Source organism: Variovorax sp. GW821-FHT10D07 (assembly GCF_059415325.1).
The window spans coordinates 197,015-211,697 of sequence record NZ_JBWKMZ010000010.1; the positions used below are offsets into that span (position 1 = coordinate 197,015).

Sequence of the window (14,683 nt, forward strand, 5' to 3'; positions counted from 1 at the left end):
GGGGGGGGGGAAAGGGCTTTTCCTTTCCCCCCCCCCGCGATGAAGCGTGCAGGAGGCCGGCCTTCGGCCCCCTGTTCCTGCCTTAGCCGCGCAGCAGCGACAGCACCGTCTGCGGCAGTTGGTTGGCCTGGGCCACCATCGCCGTGCCGGCCTGCTGCAGCACCTGGGCGCGCGACAAGTTGGCGGTTTCGGCCGCGAAGTCGGCGTCCTGGATGCGGCTGCGCGAAGCGGTCAGGTTCTCGGCCGAGGTCGAGAGGTTCGAGACCACCGATTCGAAGCGGTTCTGGATCGCGCCGAGGTCGGCGCGCGAGGAGTTCACCGCCTTCAGCGCGGCGTCCATCGCGAGGATCGCGTTGTCGGCGCCGTCCACCGTGTCGACCGTCAGGTTGTTGAAGCCGGTCTGCGCGCTGCCCGCGGCGGTGACGGTCGCGGCCGTCTGGCCGGCGGTCAGGCCGGTGTTCGTCAGCGTGCCGCCGATGTTGATGGCGTTGCTGCCGCTCGAGGTCAGCGTGATGGCGCCGCTGGCGGCGGCCGTCGCGACCACGCCGGTCTCGCTGGACTTCTTGTTGATGGCGGCCGCCACGTTGGCGCCCTGCGTCGCCGCGTCGGTGCCGGCATTGACCGCGCCGATGCCCACGCCGTTGATCGTGAAGGCGTTGGCGGTGATGCCGCCGAAGCCCGCGGGCGCCGTGCCGGCCACCGTGGCCGAGTAGGTGTCCACGCTGTTCCAGCTGCCCAGCGAGTTGATGCTGGCGTTGGCGATCGAGTCGATCGAGATCGTCTCGCCCTGGTTGGCGCCGACCTGGAACGACTGGGCGTTGAAGCTGCCGTCGAGCAGCTTGGTGCCGTTGAACGAGGTCTGCTTGGCGACGCGGTCGATTTCGCTCTTGAGCTGCGTGACTTCCTTCTGCAGCGAGGCGCGGTCCTCGGTCGAGTTGGTGGCGTTGCGCGACTGCACGGCCAGTTCGCGGATGCGCTGCAGGTTGTTGCCGATGGTGCTCAGCGCGCCTTCGGCCGTCTGCGCCAGCGAGATGCCGTCGTTGGCGTTGCGGCCGGCTTGCGTCAGGCCGCGGATCTGGGCCGTCATGCGCTCGGAGATCGCGAGGCCGGCGGCGTCGTCCTTGGCGCTGTTGATGCGCAGGCCCGAGGACAGGCGCTGCATCGAGGTGGCCAGCGAGGATTGGCTGCCCGAGAGGTTGCGCTGCGCGGTGAGCGAACTGATGTTGGTGTTGATGATCGAGGCCATGAGAGCTCCTTCAAACTGATAAGTCGGGCATCGCTGCCAAAGTCGCGCCAGCGAAGCGCTGGCTGCCTGACGAACCCTGGTGCAAGGCCCGTTGCACTGGTTTTCGGTGGGTCCCGACCGGCTCTTTAGCGATTTATTTTTGCGATCGCACCCTCAAGATTTCCGAGCGGATGCAGACGGGTGGGCCGGCGATTGCGCTGCCGGGGCCACCATGTTCCGCGTGTTACCCCCACGGAAACACGTAGCTTCCCCACCACGCAAGACAACTTCGCCCCCACGGGATTTCGTGGTCTGTGCACCACGACAGGTCACACTCGTTAACAGCTTGTAAAGCGCAGTGCGAAAGCCATGGATGTCCGACTTTCGATAGATTTATCTAGTGGTGTCGAAATCAGTCTTTCATAGCGCATCCCTTAGTATTCATTTCAGCCAACAAAATCACATTCTTGGGGCGCGATGGTTGCAAGCGCTTACCATCGGATGCCTTCGGGTCGAAGTTTTTTTGTAGGAACCCGCCTACTCAGGTACATTTTTAACAAATGTTTACTGAAGCTGACATTTGTGATTAAACTGAAAGTACACGGTCGACAAGGGCACTTTTGCCCGCCTAGGAGGAGGCACTCATGACCAATGAACAGTTGCTCGCCGAGATCAAGGAAGCCAACCTCACCTACCTGATGCTGGCCCAGAGCCTCATCCGGGAAGACAAGGCACAGGCCCTGTTCCGGCTGGGCATTTCCGAGGAATCCGCGGACCTCATCGACACGCTGTCGCCGGCGCAGATCATGAAGCTGGCCTCCAGCAACATGCTGCTGTGCCGCTTCCGCGCCACCGACGACATGGTCTGGGGACTGCTCACCAACCACAACGTGCGCACCCGCACGGCCAACGACGAGACGCTGAAGCTGCACGCCAACATCGTCATGTCGAGCCGCTTCGCGGAAACCTCGTACTGAGGCGCCGCGCGTTCGCGAGCTGACAAGGCATGGCCAATCCGAAGAGCGTGCTGGGCGAGTCCCGGCAGATCGAGCGCGCGGTCCATCTGATCGAGATGGGCGCCCGCCTGCAGGTGCTGGAGAGCGAGACCGAGCTGTCGTACGAGCGGCTGCTGCGCCTCTACAAGGAAGTCGCGGGCAAGTCGCCGTCGAAGGGCCAGTTGCCCTTCTCGACCGACTGGTTCCTGACCTGGCAGCCGAACATCCACGCCTCGCTGTTCCACAACATCTACACCTACCTCCACAAGACCAGCGAGCTCGAGCCGGTCGACGCGCTGATCAAGGCCTACGGCCTGTACACCGAGCAGACCGGTGCCTGCGGCCTGGAGCCGCAGCTGTCGATCACGCGCGCCTGGCGGCTGGTGCGCTTCATGGAGAACCAGATGCTCGCCATGACGCCCTGCTCGCGCTGCGGCGGCCACTTCGTGACCGAGCCCTACGAGAACGCGCAGCACTTCGTCTGCGGCCTGTGCGAACCGCCGGCGCGCGCCGGCAAGGGCGCGGGCGCGGGCGGCATCCAGCTGCAGTGAGCGCGGCAAACAGAAGATAAGGGCCCCTGCAGGGCCCTTTTTTCATGGAATGCGGGCGGCGGCTCCGAGGCCCAATAGGGGCTCCAGGAACTCGTATCGCCCCATGTCCGTCATCCTCGGTTACCTCGTCGCGCTGGGCTGCATCTTCGGCGGCTACATCATCCATGGCGGCAACATCGGGGTGGTGCTGCATGCGCTGCCGATCGAGCTGATGGTGATCGGCGGCGGCGCGCTCGGCGCCTTCGTGGTGAACAACCAGCGCAAGGTGCTGATGGCCACGCTGAAGGCGCTGCCGACCGCGCTCAAGGGTTCCAAGTACACCAAGGCGCGCTACCTCGAGCTGATGGCGCTGCTCTACGACATCCTGCAGAAGGCGCGCAAGGAAGGCCTGATGTCGATCGAGAAGGACATCGAGGCGCCGCAGGATTCGCCGCTGTTCCAGAAGCACCCGAACGTGGCCAAGGACCACCACGTGGTCGAGTTCACCACCGACTACCTGCGCATGATGGCCTCGGGCAACCTCAACAGCCACGAGATCGAGTCGCTGATGGACAGCGAGATCGAGACCCACCACCAGGAATCGCACGCACCCGTGGCCGCCATCGCGCGGCTGGCCGGCGGCCTGCCGGCCTTCGGCATCGTGGCCGCGGTGCTGGGCGTGGTGAACACCATGGGCTCGGTCGGCCAGCCGCCGGCGGTGCTCGGCGCCATGATCGGCTCGGCGCTGGTCGGCACCTTCCTGGGCATCCTGCTGGCCTACGCCATCGTCGAGCCGCTGGGCGGCCTGCTCGAGCAGAAGGCCGAGGAAGGCACCAAGGAACTGCAGTGCATCAAGACCACCCTGCTGGCCAGCATGCAGGGCTACAACCCCACGACCGCGATCGAGTTCGGCCGCAAGGTGCTGTTCTCGACCGACCGGCCGAGCTTCGTCGAGCTCGAGAGCCACGTGAAGAAGAAGTAGAGCGCCCAGCGCAAGAGGCAACGCCATGGCCACCACGCCCGGGACCCGCAAGCTCCAGCCGATCATCATCAAGCGGGTCAAGAAGACCACGCATGCGCACCACGGCGGCGCCTGGAAGATCGCCTACGCCGACTTCGTGACGGCCATGATGGCCTTCTTCCTCCTGATGTGGCTGCTGGGCTCGACCGCCAAGGGCGACCTGCAGGGCATCGCCTCCTACTTCAACTCGCCGATGAAGGTCGAGATGGCCGGCGGCTCGGGCGCGGGCAGCGCCTCGAGCGTGGTGCCCGGCGGCGGGCGCGACCTCACGCGCACCACCGGCGAGGTGCGCCGCACCGACGGCAGCACCATGGACCCGAAGAAGATCGGCCAGGACAACAGCCTCAAGCTCGAGCAGGCGCGCCAGGACGCGCGCCGCATGGCCGCCCTGCGCGCGCGCATCGAGGAGATGATCAACGCCAACCCCAAGCTGCGCGAGTTCCGCTCGCAGATCAAGCTCGAGGTGACTTCCGACGGCCTCGAGATCCAGATCGTCGACGCGCAGAACCGCCCGATGTTCGACACCGGCAGCGCGATCGTGAAGCCCTACATGCACGACATCCTGCGCGCGGTGGGCAGCGCGCTCAACGACATCGAGAACCGCGTGAGCCTGGCCGGCCACACCGACGCCGCACCCTACGGCAACGGCGACCGCGGCTACGGCAACTGGGAGCTGTCGGCCGACCGCGCCAATGCCTCGCGGCGCGAGCTGGTGGCCGCCGGCATGCCCGACGACAAGCTGGTGCGCGTGGTCGGCCTGGCCGCCAGCGACCTGCTCGACAAGAAGAACGCGCTGGCGCCGCTGAACCGCCGCATCAGCATCGTGGTGCTGACGCGCGATGCCGAGTCGCGCCTGTTCGGCAACGCGCGCCTGGAGGGCAACGACGCGGTGAAGGCCATCGCCACCGAGCTCGCCAAGGAACAGAAGAAGCCCGAGGGCGCCGATGCGCCGGCCGCGCCCGCCGGCGCGGCGCCCGCCGCCACCCCTGGCCGCGCCCAGCCCTGAGCGAGCGCCACCGCCATGGAATCGAACAGCCAGGACCGTCAGCTCCCCGCCTCGCAGCGCAAGATCGACCAGGCGCGCCGCGACGGCCAGGTGCCGCGCTCGAAGGACCTGTCGCACCTCGCGGTGATGGGCACCGGCGCGGTCGCGCTGCTGCTGCTGGCGCCCACCGCCTTCGAGCAGCTGCGCGGCACGCTCGCGCAGGCACTGGTCTTCAACGCGGCCAGCGTGCAGGACCCGGCCGACATGCTGTCGCGGCTGTCGACCTTCGCCGGCCTGGGCCTGGTGGCCTGCGTGGTGTTCGCGGCCATCGTGCTGAGCGCAGCGGTCGCGGGCAGCCTCGCGGTCGGCGGCTGGGTCTCGAGCACCAAGGCGATCACGCCCGACCTCTCGCGCCTGAGCCCGTTCAAGGGCCTGGGCAACCTGTTCAGCCGCCAGCAGGTCGCGCAGGTGACCAAGCTGGTGCTGCTGTCGGCCATCCTCGGCGCCATCGGCTGGTACTACGTGGCCGGCTCAATCGGCGAGGTGGTGCGCGTGGTGCTGCAGCCCTCGCCTTCGGCGCTGCGCGCGCTCGGCGACTGGCTCGCCACCGGTGTGGGCCTGCTGCTGCTGGTGGTGTTCGCCACCGCGGTGATCGACGTGCCGCTGCAGCGCTTCTTCCACCTGTCGAAGCTCAAGATGTCGCACCAGGAGCTGAAGCAGGAGCACAAGGAATCCGACGGCGACCCGCATACCAAGGGCCGCCAGCGCAGCGCGGCGCGCGCGATCTCGCAGCGCGCCAGCATCACGGCCGTGCCGCGCGCCGACTTCGTGCTGATGAACCCGACCCACTACGCGGTGGCGCTGCGCTACGACGAGGCCACCATGAACGCGCCGCAGGTGGTGGCCAAGGGCGCCGACCTGCTCGCGATGAAGATCCGCGAGATCGCCAATGCCAACGGCATCCCGGTGGTGCAGTCGCCGATGCTCGCGCGCGCGCTGTTCGCCCATGCCGAGATCGACCAGCCCATTCCCTCGAGCCTGTTCACCGCCGTGGCCCAGGTGCTGGCCTATGTCTACCGCCTGAAGGCCGCGCTGCGCGGCGAGGGCCCGATGCCGCAGGGCGTGCCCGATCCCTACGTGGCGCCCGAGCTCGACCCGCACCGCAAGCTGCCTGCAACGGCAGCCGCTGAACCCGTGGCAGGAGTGCGCCCATGAACCCGCTCGCCCTGCGCCAGTGGCTCGGCGAGCGCGGCGGCATGTTCCAGCGCGCGGCCGCGCCGCTGCTGGTGGTGGCCATCCTCGCGCTGATGGTGCTGCCGATCCCGCCCTGGCTGCTCGACGGCTTCTTCACGCTCAACATCGCGGTCGCGCTGATGGTGATGATGGTGGCGGCCTACATGGTGCGCCCGCTCGACTTCGCGGCCTTTCCCTCGGTGCTGCTGCTGACCACGCTGATGCGGCTGTCGCTCAACGTGGCCTCCACGCGCGTGGTGCTGCTCGAGGGCCACACCGGCCCCGGCGCCGCGGGCGCGGTGATCGAGTCCTTCGGCCACTTCCTGATCGGCGGCAACTTCGCGGTCGGCCTGATCGTGTTCGCGATCCTGGTGGTGATCAACTTCGTGGTGGTCACCAAGGGCGCCGAGCGCATCGCCGAGGTGTCGGCGCGCTTCACGCTCGACGCCATGCCCGGCAAGCAGATGGCGGTCGACGCCGACCTCAACGCCGGCGTGATCGACGAGAAGGAGGCCCGCCGCCGCCGCGCCGAGGTGTCGGAGGAAGCCAACTTCTTCGGCTCGATGGACGGTGCCTCCAAGTTCGTGCGCGGCGATGCCATCGCCGGCATCCTGATCCTGGTGATCAGCATCGTCGGCGGCTTCGCCATCGGCGTGCTGCAGCACGGCCTTTCTGCGGGCAAGGCGGCCGACACCTACGTGCTGCTGGCGGTCGGCGACGCGCTGGTGGCGCAGGTGCCGGGCCTGCTGATCTCGGTCGCCGCGGCGATGGTGATCTCGCGCGTGGGCCGCGAGGACGACGTGGGCCGCCAGATCGTCGACCAGCTGCTGACCTCGCCGCGCGTGCTGGGCCTCACGGCCGGCATCCTGGGCCTGCTGGGCGTGATTCCCGGCATGCCGCACGTGGTGTTCCTCTCGATCGCGTCGCTGCTGGCCTGGGGCGCCTGGCGGCTGTCGCGCCGCCCGCCGCCGGCCGCGCCCGCGCCGCCGGCACCGCCCGCGCCCGACGCCGAGGCCACCTGGGACGACCTGCAGCCGGTGGACCTGCTGGGCCTCGAGCTCGGCTACCGCCTGATCGCACTGGTCGACAAGAGCCGCCAGGGCGACCTGCTCACGCGCATCAAGGGCGTGCGCCGCAAGTTCGCGCAGGAGGTGGGCTTCCTGCCGCCCGCGGTGCACGTGCGCGACAACCTCGAGCTCAAGCCCAGCAGCTACCGCGTCACCCTGCGCGGCGTGGTGGTGGCCGAGGGCGAAGCCCATCCGGGCATGTACCTGGCGATCAATCCGGGCGGCATCACCACCCCGCTGATCGGCACGCCCACCACCGACCCGGCCTTCGGCCTGCCCGCGCACTGGATCGAGGAGCGGCAGCGGGAAGCCGCGCAAATGAGCGGTTTCACCGTCGTTGATTCGGAGACCGTGATGGCCACCCACCTGTCACATTTGATGCAGGTGCAGGCGGCGCGGCTGCTGAGCCGCACCGAAACCCAACAACTGGTCGAACACGTGAACAAACTGGCGCCCAAGCTGATCGAGGAAGTCGTGCCCAAGCTGGTGCCGCTGTCCACGTTCCAGAAGGTGCTGCAGCTGCTGCTGGAAGAGTCGGTGCACATCCGCGACATCCGCACCATCGTCGAGACGCTGGCCGAGCATGCCGGCAGCACCACCGACCCGGCCGAACTCGCGCGCCGCGTGCGCGTGGCGCTGGCGCCGGCCATCGTGCAGCAGATCTACGGCCCGGTGAAGGAGCTCGACGTGATCGCCATCGAGCCCGCCTTCGAGCGCCTGCTGATGCAGGCGCTGGGCAATGCCCAGGCGCCCGCGCTCGATCCGGGCGTGGTCGAGATCTTCACGCGCACCGCCGCCGAGGTGGCGCTCAAGCAGGAAGAGCAAGGCGTGCCGGCCTGCCTGCTGGTGCCCGACGCCATCCGCAACGCCGTCGCGCGCATGGTGCGCCGCGCCGCGCCGCGCATGCAGGTGCTCGGCCACAGCGAAATCCCTGAAACCCACACGATCCGCATCGGCCCGATCCTGCGAGGAGCCTCCGCATGAACATCCAACGTTTCACCGCACCGACCGCCCGCGAAGCGATGGCGCTGGCGCGCAATGTCTTCGGCGACGGCACGCTGATCCTCTCGAACCGCCAGCTCGACGACGGCGTGGAAGTGGTGGCCGCGGCCGAGGACAGCCTCAGCGCGCTCGAGGCCGGCCGCGCGATCCTGCAGGGCACGCAAGGCACGCTCTCGGCGCCCGCGTGGACGCCGCCGAAGCCGGTGCCCGCGCCCGCCATCGCCCAACCGCAACCCGCCGCACCGGCGCCGGCACCGGCCCCGCTCGCGAGCGCCGAATCGCGCGCCATCGTCGAGGCCGACGTGGCCGAACTCGGCATGAGCACGCTGTCGTTCCAGGACTATGTGCGCGAACGCATGCTGCGGCGCCAGCAGGAGGCCGCGTCGCCGGCACCCGCGCCCGCCGCGCCCTCGGCGGCGCCGGCCCGCGCGGCCTTCGCGCCCACCGCCGCGCCCGCCACCACCGAAACGCCCCGCCCCGCCCCCGTCGCCACGCCCGCTCCCGCGATCGACACCGCGAGCGAAACGCAACAGGCGCTGATGGCCGAGCTGCAGGCCATGCGCACGCTGATGGAGAGCCGCTTCAACGCCCTCGCCTGGCTCGGCCCGGCGCGGCAGAACCCGGTGCATTCGAACCTGATGCTCAAGCTGCTGCGCGCCGGCTACTCGCCCGCGCTCGCGCGCAGCGTGCTCGAATCGATCGCGCTCGACAACGACGCGGCCGGCGCGGTGCGCCGCATGATGGGCGCGCTCGAAACCATGCTCGGCCTCGACCCCGCCGCGCCCACGCTGGCCGAGGAAGGCGGCGTCTACGCGCTGGTCGGCGCCACCGGCGTCGGCAAGACCACCACCGCCGCCAAGATCGCGGCCCAGTGCGCGCGGCTGCATGGTCCGGCCAGCGTCGGCCTGATCACGCTCGACATGCACCGCGCGGGCGCGCACGAGCAGCTGCGCGCCCACGGCCGCGCCATGGGCGTGGTGGCGCATCTCGCGCACGACCGCGCCGCGCTGCAGGAGCTGCTCGCACTGTTCCACGGCAAGCGCATGGTGCTGATCGACACCGCCGGCCTCGCGCCGCGCGATCCGCGCCGGCGCGACCTGCTGGACCTCCTCGACCTGCCCGGCATCTCGCGCCTGATGGTGCTCAACGCCGGCGCGCACGGCGACACGCTCGACGAGATGGCCGCCAGCTTCAAGATCGGCGGCGCGCGCCAGGCCGTGCTGAGCAAGACCGACGAGGCCGTGAAGCTGGGCCCGGCGCTCGACACGCTGATCCGCCACCAGCTGGTGCTGCGCGGCGTGGCCCATGGCCCGCGCACCTCGCAGGACTGGAAGCCGGCGCTGGCCGCCGAGCTGGTGCGCGACTCGATGCGCGCGGCGCAGCGCTCGCCCTTCGATCCGCAGCCGGCCGACCTCGAACTGTTCTTCTCGCCGGGCGCGGGCGAACTCTGAGGAGCGTTGCGCCCCACGACACGACATGCAGGCCGCTTCCCCGCTCTCCCAGATGTACACGCCCAAGGGCCGGCTCGACCGCGATGCGCTGATCCGCCAGCACGTGCCGCTGGTGCGCCGGCTGGCGCATCACATGATCGCCAAGCTGCCGCCCAACGTCGAGCTCGACGACCTGATCCAGGTCGGCATGATCGGCCTGGCCGATGCGCTGTCGCGCTACGAGGCCAGCCAGGGCGTGCAGTTCGAGACCTTCGCCACCCAGCGCATCCGCGGCGCCATGCTCGACGAGCTGCGCGACGGCGACTGGCTCTCGCGCGGCTCGCGCAAGAGCCAGAAGCAGATCGAGCAGGCGGTGCGCGCGCTCGAGCAGAAGCTGGGCCGCGCGCCCGCCGAGTCCGAGATCGCCGAGGCGCTCGAGATGCCGCTGGCCGACTACCAGAGCCTGCTGGGCCGCGTGCGCGGCACCCAGCTCGTGTACCTGGAAGACATGGGCGGCGGCACCGATGCCGAGGGCGAGTCGGGCTTTCTCGACCGCCACCTCGCCGACGCCGACGCCGACCCCATGAGCCTGCTCAAGGACCAGCGGCTGCGCCAGGCGCTGGTGGGCGCCATCGACAGCCTGCCCGAGCGCGAGCGCCACATCATGGGCATGTACTACGAGCAGGACATGAACCTCAAGGAGATCGCGGCCGTGCTCGGCGTGACCGAGTCGCGCGTGTCGCAACTGCACAGCCAGTCGATCGCGCGGCTGCGCGCGAAGATGCGCTCGCACTGACGCTCACACGGCACCGTGCCGCGGTGCTTTTTTCATCGCGCGCCGAGGATCGCCGCGAGCTGGCTTTCGAGGCTCCGGTCGGCCGCCGGAAAGCACCCGTCGAGCGCCGCCGTGCCCACCGTGAAGCCCGCGGCACCGCTGGCGCGGATCGCCGCGATGCGTTCCGGCGTGTCGATCGACCCGGCCACGATCACCGGTTTGCCCGCGGCCTCGCACACCGCGCGCATCAGCCGCGGCACGTCGAGCGCGGCGCGGTAGGCCAGCAGGTCCAGACCCGCCACGCCGGGCCGGCTCGCGATCACGCGGGCGCTGGCCACGATCTCGTCGATCGAGCCACCGAGCACGCTCGGATGCCCCGAGACCCGGCCCGCGAACGGGTAGTAGCGGATGCCCGTGCCCTCGAGCAACGGCAGCACGTCGTCGACATGCGTGCCGCCGAGCAGGTGGTCGACGCCGAGCCGGCACGCCATCTCGACCGAGGCGATCTCGCTGTCGCGGTCGAGCGAGACCACCTCGAGGTAGCTCGAGGCGCCGTGTGCGCGGATGCTTCGGTGCAGGCCCTCGAGCGCGGCCATCGGCAGCCCGATGTCCTTGAAGCCGATGTGGCGCACGCCGGCCGCGAGCGCCGTCGCCAGGTGCCGTGCCGCGTCGGCCACGGTGCGGTCGTGGCGCGTGAGCATGAAGATGAATTCGAAGCCGCTCATGGTCGGGTCTTTCTCGTGGTTCGGTTGGCGGCCGCCAGGCGCGCGGCCATGTCGAGCGCGGCCTCGAGGCTGCCGGCGTCGGCGATGCCGCGCCCCGCGATGTCGAAGGCGGTGCCGTGGTCGGGGCTGGTGCGAACGAAGGGCAGGCCGAGCGTGATGTTCACGCCCTTGTCGAGCCCGAGGTACTTGACCGGGATCAGCCCCTGGTCGTGGTACTGCGCCACCACCACGTCGAAGCGGCCCTGGCGCGCCTGCATGAACACCGTGTCGCCGGGCCAGGGACCGCTGGCGTCGATGCCCTCGCGCCGCGCGGCGGCGATCGCGGGCGCGATGGTGCGTTGCTCCTCGTCGCCGAACAGACCACCCTCGCCCGCATGCGGATTGAGCCCCGCCACCGCGATGCGCGGCGCCGCAATGCCGAAGGCCCGGGCGCCCCGGTGCGCGAGCCGGATCGCCGACATCTGCGCCGCGAAGTCCGCGCGCTCGATGGCCTCGCGCAGCGCGCAATGCACCGTCACGAGCACGGTGCGCAGTTCGTCGTTGGCCAGCATCATCGCGACCTTGCAGCCGGTGCGCTCGGCCAGGATCTCGGTATGGCCCGGATAGCGCAGGCCGGCGGCGGCCAGCGCTTCCTTGTGGATCGGCGCGGTGACGATGCCCGCGACACGGCCCGCTTGTGCGAGGGCTATTGCCGCCGAGATCGCCTCGAAGGCGGCCCGGCCGCTGGCCGCATGCACGGCGCCCACGGGCGGCAGCGCCTCGAGCCGCGACGCGGCCAGCAGGTTCACCATGCCCACCTCGTGCGCCATGTCGTCGATCGACGCCGCCACGCGCAGCCTCGCGCCGGCGCCCAGGGCCTCGAAGGCCTGGCGCATCACGCGCGGATCGCCGACCAGCACGCAGCGCCGGGCCCACTCGGCGTTCAGCAAGGTGCGGGCAACGATCTCGGGGCCGATGCCCGAGGGATCGCCCATCGTCAGCGCGAGCCGCTCGGGCGGCGCGGGCTGGGTGAGTTGGGCTGACAGTTCTTGCATCGTGGGGACTTGGTGGACGGCGGGACCGGACGCCCTAATCTATGCAGATGCCCGCCCCAGGACAAACGATGATTGCTGACACCGACGGTGAGCCTGGCTCACGGAAAAACTCCTCGCGCCTGCCCTCGCTGATGGCGCTGCGCTGCTTCGCCGCCGCGGCCCGGACCCAGAACTTCAGCCAGGCCGCCGACAACCTGCACCTGACCCATGGCGCGGTCAGCCGCGCCGTGCGCATGCTCGAGGACGACCTGGGCCTGGCGCTGTTCGAACGGCGCAACCGCGGGGTCTTCCTCACCGAGGCCGGGCGCCGGCTGCAGCGCGCGGTGGACGAGGGCTTCGGCCTGATCGAGGACGCCACGCGCGAGCTGCGGCACTCGGCGCGCCAGGCGCCGCTGGTGCTCTCGTGCGAGCCGACCCTGCTGATGCGCTGGCTGATCCCGCGCTGGCCGAGTTTCCAGGCGCGCCATCCCGAGGCGGCCGTGCACCTGGTGGCGGGCGGCGGGCCGTTCGCCTTCGACGGCGGCATCGACCTCGCGATCCGGCGCAACGATTTCGACTGGCCCGCGAGCGTGCAGGCGCAGCCGCTGTTCGAGGAGAAGGTCGGCCCCGTGTGCAGCCCGGGCCGGGTCGACGCCTTCTTCGACACCGGCGGCGCGGGAGCGTCGCTGCGCCGCGACGCGGTGCGGCTGCACACGCGCACGCGGCCGCAGGCCTGGCCGTCGTGGATGCAGCTGCAGGGCGCATCGGCCGGCGCCGGTGGCAGGGAACAGGTCTTCGAACATTTCTATTTCAGCCTGCAGGCGGCGGTCGCCGGGCTCGGCGTGGCGATCGGGCCCTGGCACCTGGTCTGCGACGACCTCGCGAGCGGCGTGCTGGCGGCGCCGCTGGGTTTCGTCGCGGACGGCTCGGGCTATTTCCTGCTGTCGCCGCAGAAGCCGACGACGGGTCGGCAGCGCCAGTTGCTCGACTGGCTTCTCTCGGTGGTCTGAACGCTAGACTCCGCCCGCATGACCCGAGCCAGATCCCGCAAGACCCTGTTCCTGGCCATCGTGCTCGCATTCGGCGTGGCCTTCGGCTGGTACTTCAAGGTGCCCGCGCTCGGCTACTACTGGCTCAGCACCACGCTGGGCGCGGCGCAATGGGCGAACAACGCGCTGTGGCTGCCGGACTACCGGGTGGCGGTCGAGGGCCTGCCGATCCAGGGCCTGACGCGCAACGCCTCGGGCCTGACCTTCAACACCGAGACCGGCACCCTGTTCACGGTGATCAACCGCCCGCCGCAGATCGCCGAGCTCGACACCGAGGGCCGGCTGCTGCGCGTGATCGGGCTCGAGGGCGTGAAGGATCCCGAGGGCATCACCTACGTGCAGGGCGAGCGCTACGTGATCTCCGACGAAGACAGCCACCGGATGTACTGGGTGCAGATCGGGCGCGACACGCGGCAGGTGTCGGTGGCCGGCCGCCCGAGCCTGGGCATCGGCATCGACCGGCTGCACAACAGCAGCTTCGAGGGCATCTCCTGGGACGGCGTGCACAAGCGCCTGTACGTGGTGCGCGAGAAGCTGCCGATGCGCGTGCTGGTGATCACCGGGCTCGACCCCGACACGCCCTCGAGCGGCTTCAACATCGACATCAGCGAATGGCAGTCCTCGCGCGCGTCCTCGCTGTTCATGAGCGACCTGTCCTCGGTCACGCTGCACGATGCGACCGGCCACCTGTTGCTGCTGAGCGACGAGTCGGCGCTGGTGGTGGAGTACGCACCCGACGGGCGCCCGATCAGCATGCTGCCGCTGTGGCGCGGCTTCGGCGGCCTGCAGCGCAAGGTGCCGCAGCCCGAGGGCGTGGCGGTCGGGCCCGACGGGCGGCTCTACCTGCTGTCGGAACCCAACCTGTTCTACCGCTTCGAGCGCGCGCCGAAGCCTTCGTAGCCTTGGTCGTCAGTGCGCCGGCATCGAGGCCGAGCGCAGGCCCGCGAACACCCTGCGCTCGCCGGGCATGGTGTAGGTGGCATCGGGGCGCGGCCCCAGCAGCGAGGCCAGGCTGCGGTCGACGATGACGGTGCGGCGCGCCACGCTGTCGCGCTGGTTCGACAGCCGCTGGGCCACGGCCTCGATGCGGCGGCGGAATTCGGCGTCGAGCGCTTCGGCCGACAGCGCGGCCTCGAGGGCGCGCGCGAAACCGGTGGCGCAGCGGCGCAGCTCGCCGCTGGCCTGCAGCAGGTCCGAGGGTTGGTCGCAGCGCAGGCCGGCATCGACCCGGTCGAGCTGGTCCTCGACCTCGCTCAGCAGCATCTCGGCGGAAGCACGGGTATCGGGCATGGCATCAGTTCCTTGCGCGGCTCAGGAATTCCTGGGCGTTGGCCAGGAGCTTGTCGGCGATGGCGCCGGAGTCGACCTTGAAGCTGCCGTCGGCGATGGCGGCGCGCACCGCGGCCACCTTCGCCGCGTCGATGCCGTTGCCGGCCGTGGCGGCGGCCTCCAGCGTGCGGGCCGAGGCCGACACGCTGACCGGCGTGCCGGTGGCGTCGCCGGCATCGGCCACCGCGGGCGTGGCGCCCCGGCCGGTCTTCGCGGTCGCGGCCACGCCAGTGGCGGCCGCGACGGCGGGATCTTGCAACGGGTTGATCTTCATGGCGGCTCCTGGCCCCGGGCGGGGGCTTCG

The 14,683-nt window shown here is 70.0% G+C and carries 15 protein-coding genes; 10 read left to right on the top strand and 5 right to left on the bottom strand.

Annotation, left to right across the window (positions count from 1 at the left end):
- Positions 1-82: 82 nt before the first annotated feature.
- A complete protein-coding gene (locus AC07PU_RS26790; protein WP_296787776.1) occupies positions 83-1,246 on the bottom strand; it encodes a flagellin in 1,164 nt (387 codons plus the stop codon).
- 623 nt (positions 1,247-1,869) lie between these two features.
- On the opposite strand from AC07PU_RS26790, the gene flhD reads away from it, so the two are divergent.
- The 8 genes from flhD to AC07PU_RS26830 all read left to right on the top strand — a co-directional run bounded on the left by flhD (position 1,870) and on the right by AC07PU_RS26830 (position 10,284).
- Entirely contained in the window at positions 1,870-2,202 is a 333-nt protein-coding gene (gene flhD / locus AC07PU_RS26795; protein ID WP_057591771.1) for a flagellar transcriptional regulator FlhD, read from the top strand.
- Between the two features lie 29 nt (positions 2,203-2,231).
- Complete coding sequence (flhC, locus tag AC07PU_RS26800) at positions 2,232-2,771, top strand: flagellar transcriptional regulator FlhC (RefSeq protein WP_093341667.1); 540 nt, start codon at positions 2,232-2,234, stop codon at positions 2,769-2,771.
- A gap of 103 nt (positions 2,772-2,874) precedes the next feature.
- The gene (gene motA / locus AC07PU_RS26805; RefSeq protein ID WP_093341666.1) at positions 2,875-3,732 is read left to right on the top strand and encodes a flagellar motor stator protein MotA; all 858 of its coding nucleotides are present in this window, start codon (positions 2,875-2,877) and stop codon (positions 3,730-3,732) included.
- Between the two features lie 25 nt (positions 3,733-3,757).
- On the top strand, positions 3,758-4,777 hold the full coding sequence (gene motB, locus AC07PU_RS26810) for a flagellar motor protein MotB (protein WP_296787775.1): 1,020 nt from the start codon (positions 3,758-3,760) through the stop codon (positions 4,775-4,777).
- Between the two features lie 15 nt (positions 4,778-4,792).
- Positions 4,793-5,971 (top strand): EscU/YscU/HrcU family type III secretion system export apparatus switch protein, encoded by a 1,179-nt coding sequence (locus AC07PU_RS26815; RefSeq protein ID WP_296787773.1) that lies wholly within the window; start codon positions 4,793-4,795, stop codon positions 5,969-5,971.
- Positions 5,968-8,040, top strand: a complete 2,073-nt coding sequence (gene flhA / locus AC07PU_RS26820; protein WP_495321545.1) for a flagellar biosynthesis protein FlhA — start codon at positions 5,968-5,970, stop codon at positions 8,038-8,040. The genes AC07PU_RS26815 and flhA overlap by 4 nt, the downstream gene beginning before the upstream one ends.
- Positions 8,037-9,509 carry a flagellar biosynthesis GTPase FlhF gene (gene flhF, locus AC07PU_RS26825; protein ID WP_495321546.1) on the top strand — a complete coding sequence of 491 codons (1,473 nt, stop codon included), beginning with the start codon at positions 8,037-8,039 and terminating at the stop codon, positions 9,507-9,509. Before flhA ends, flhF begins: the two co-directional genes overlap by 4 nt.
- Before the next feature lie 52 nt (positions 9,510-9,561).
- Positions 9,562-10,284: an RNA polymerase sigma factor FliA gene (locus AC07PU_RS26830; protein WP_208509029.1), complete on the top strand. Its 723-nt coding sequence runs from the start codon at positions 9,562-9,564 to the stop codon at positions 10,282-10,284.
- Between the two features lie 32 nt (positions 10,285-10,316).
- Here AC07PU_RS26830 and AC07PU_RS26835 read toward each other — a convergent pair whose 3' ends face one another.
- Positions 10,317-10,988: a 4-hydroxythreonine-4-phosphate dehydrogenase gene (locus tag AC07PU_RS26835; protein WP_495321547.1), complete on the bottom strand. Its 672-nt coding sequence runs from the start codon at positions 10,986-10,988 to the stop codon at positions 10,317-10,319.
- The gene (gene pdxA, locus AC07PU_RS26840; protein WP_495321548.1) at positions 10,985-12,022 is read right to left on the bottom strand and encodes a 4-hydroxythreonine-4-phosphate dehydrogenase PdxA; all 1,038 of its coding nucleotides are present in this window, start codon (positions 12,020-12,022) and stop codon (positions 10,985-10,987) included. The genes AC07PU_RS26835 and pdxA overlap by 4 nt, the downstream gene beginning before the upstream one ends.
- 68 nt (positions 12,023-12,090) lie before the next feature.
- Between pdxA and AC07PU_RS26845 the strand changes: the two genes are divergently transcribed.
- Complete coding sequence (locus tag AC07PU_RS26845; RefSeq protein WP_495321549.1) at positions 12,091-13,011, top strand: LysR family transcriptional regulator; 921 nt, start codon at positions 12,091-12,093, stop codon at positions 13,009-13,011.
- Between the two features lie 18 nt (positions 13,012-13,029).
- Positions 13,030-13,950: an SdiA-regulated domain-containing protein gene (locus AC07PU_RS26850; protein ID WP_495321550.1), complete on the top strand. Its 921-nt coding sequence runs from the start codon at positions 13,030-13,032 to the stop codon at positions 13,948-13,950.
- Positions 13,951-13,959: 9 nt separating this feature from the next.
- Here AC07PU_RS26850 and AC07PU_RS26855 read toward each other — a convergent pair whose 3' ends face one another.
- Together AC07PU_RS26855 and flgM are read right to left on the bottom strand one after the other, a co-directional pair.
- Positions 13,960-14,340, bottom strand: coding sequence for a hypothetical protein (locus AC07PU_RS26855; protein ID WP_208509027.1), 381 nt, complete (start codon positions 14,338-14,340; stop codon positions 13,960-13,962).
- Between the two features lie 4 nt (positions 14,341-14,344).
- Entirely contained in the window at positions 14,345-14,653 is a 309-nt protein-coding gene (flgM, locus tag AC07PU_RS26860) for a flagellar biosynthesis anti-sigma factor FlgM (RefSeq protein WP_093341650.1), read from the bottom strand.
- Between the last annotated feature and the right edge of the window lie 30 nt (positions 14,654-14,683).

Bases quoted from the DNA above. Each gene is read 5' to 3' on its own strand.
- pdxA (WP_495321548.1), bottom strand. From the start codon at position 12,022: ATGCAAGAACTGTCAGCCCAACTCACCCAGCCCGCGCCGCCCGAGCGG.
- AC07PU_RS26790 (WP_296787776.1), bottom strand. From the start codon at position 1,246: ATGGCCTCGATCATCAACACCAACATCAGTTCGCTCACCGCGCAGCGC.
- flhC (WP_093341667.1), top strand. From the start codon at position 2,232: ATGGCCAATCCGAAGAGCGTGCTGGGCGAGTCCCGGCAGATCGAGCGC.
- AC07PU_RS26845 (WP_495321549.1), top strand. From the start codon at position 12,091: ATGATTGCTGACACCGACGGTGAGCCTGGCTCACGGAAAAACTCCTCG.
- motB (WP_296787775.1), top strand. From the start codon at position 3,758: ATGGCCACCACGCCCGGGACCCGCAAGCTCCAGCCGATCATCATCAAG.
- flhA (WP_495321545.1), top strand. From the start codon at position 5,968: ATGAACCCGCTCGCCCTGCGCCAGTGGCTCGGCGAGCGCGGCGGCATG.
- AC07PU_RS26830 (WP_208509029.1), top strand. From the start codon at position 9,562: ATGTACACGCCCAAGGGCCGGCTCGACCGCGATGCGCTGATCCGCCAG.
- AC07PU_RS26835 (WP_495321547.1), bottom strand. From the start codon at position 10,988: ATGAGCGGCTTCGAATTCATCTTCATGCTCACGCGCCACGACCGCACC.
- flhF (WP_495321546.1), top strand. From the start codon at position 8,037: ATGAACATCCAACGTTTCACCGCACCGACCGCCCGCGAAGCGATGGCG.
- motA (WP_093341666.1), top strand. From the start codon at position 2,875: ATGTCCGTCATCCTCGGTTACCTCGTCGCGCTGGGCTGCATCTTCGGC.
- AC07PU_RS26815 (WP_296787773.1), top strand. From the start codon at position 4,793: ATGGAATCGAACAGCCAGGACCGTCAGCTCCCCGCCTCGCAGCGCAAG.
- AC07PU_RS26850 (WP_495321550.1), top strand. From the start codon at position 13,030: ATGACCCGAGCCAGATCCCGCAAGACCCTGTTCCTGGCCATCGTGCTC.
- flgM (WP_093341650.1), bottom strand. From the start codon at position 14,653: ATGAAGATCAACCCGTTGCAAGATCCCGCCGTCGCGGCCGCCACTGGC.
- flhD (WP_057591771.1), top strand. From the start codon at position 1,870: ATGACCAATGAACAGTTGCTCGCCGAGATCAAGGAAGCCAACCTCACC.
- AC07PU_RS26855 (WP_208509027.1), bottom strand. From the start codon at position 14,340: ATGCCCGATACCCGTGCTTCCGCCGAGATGCTGCTGAGCGAGGTCGAG.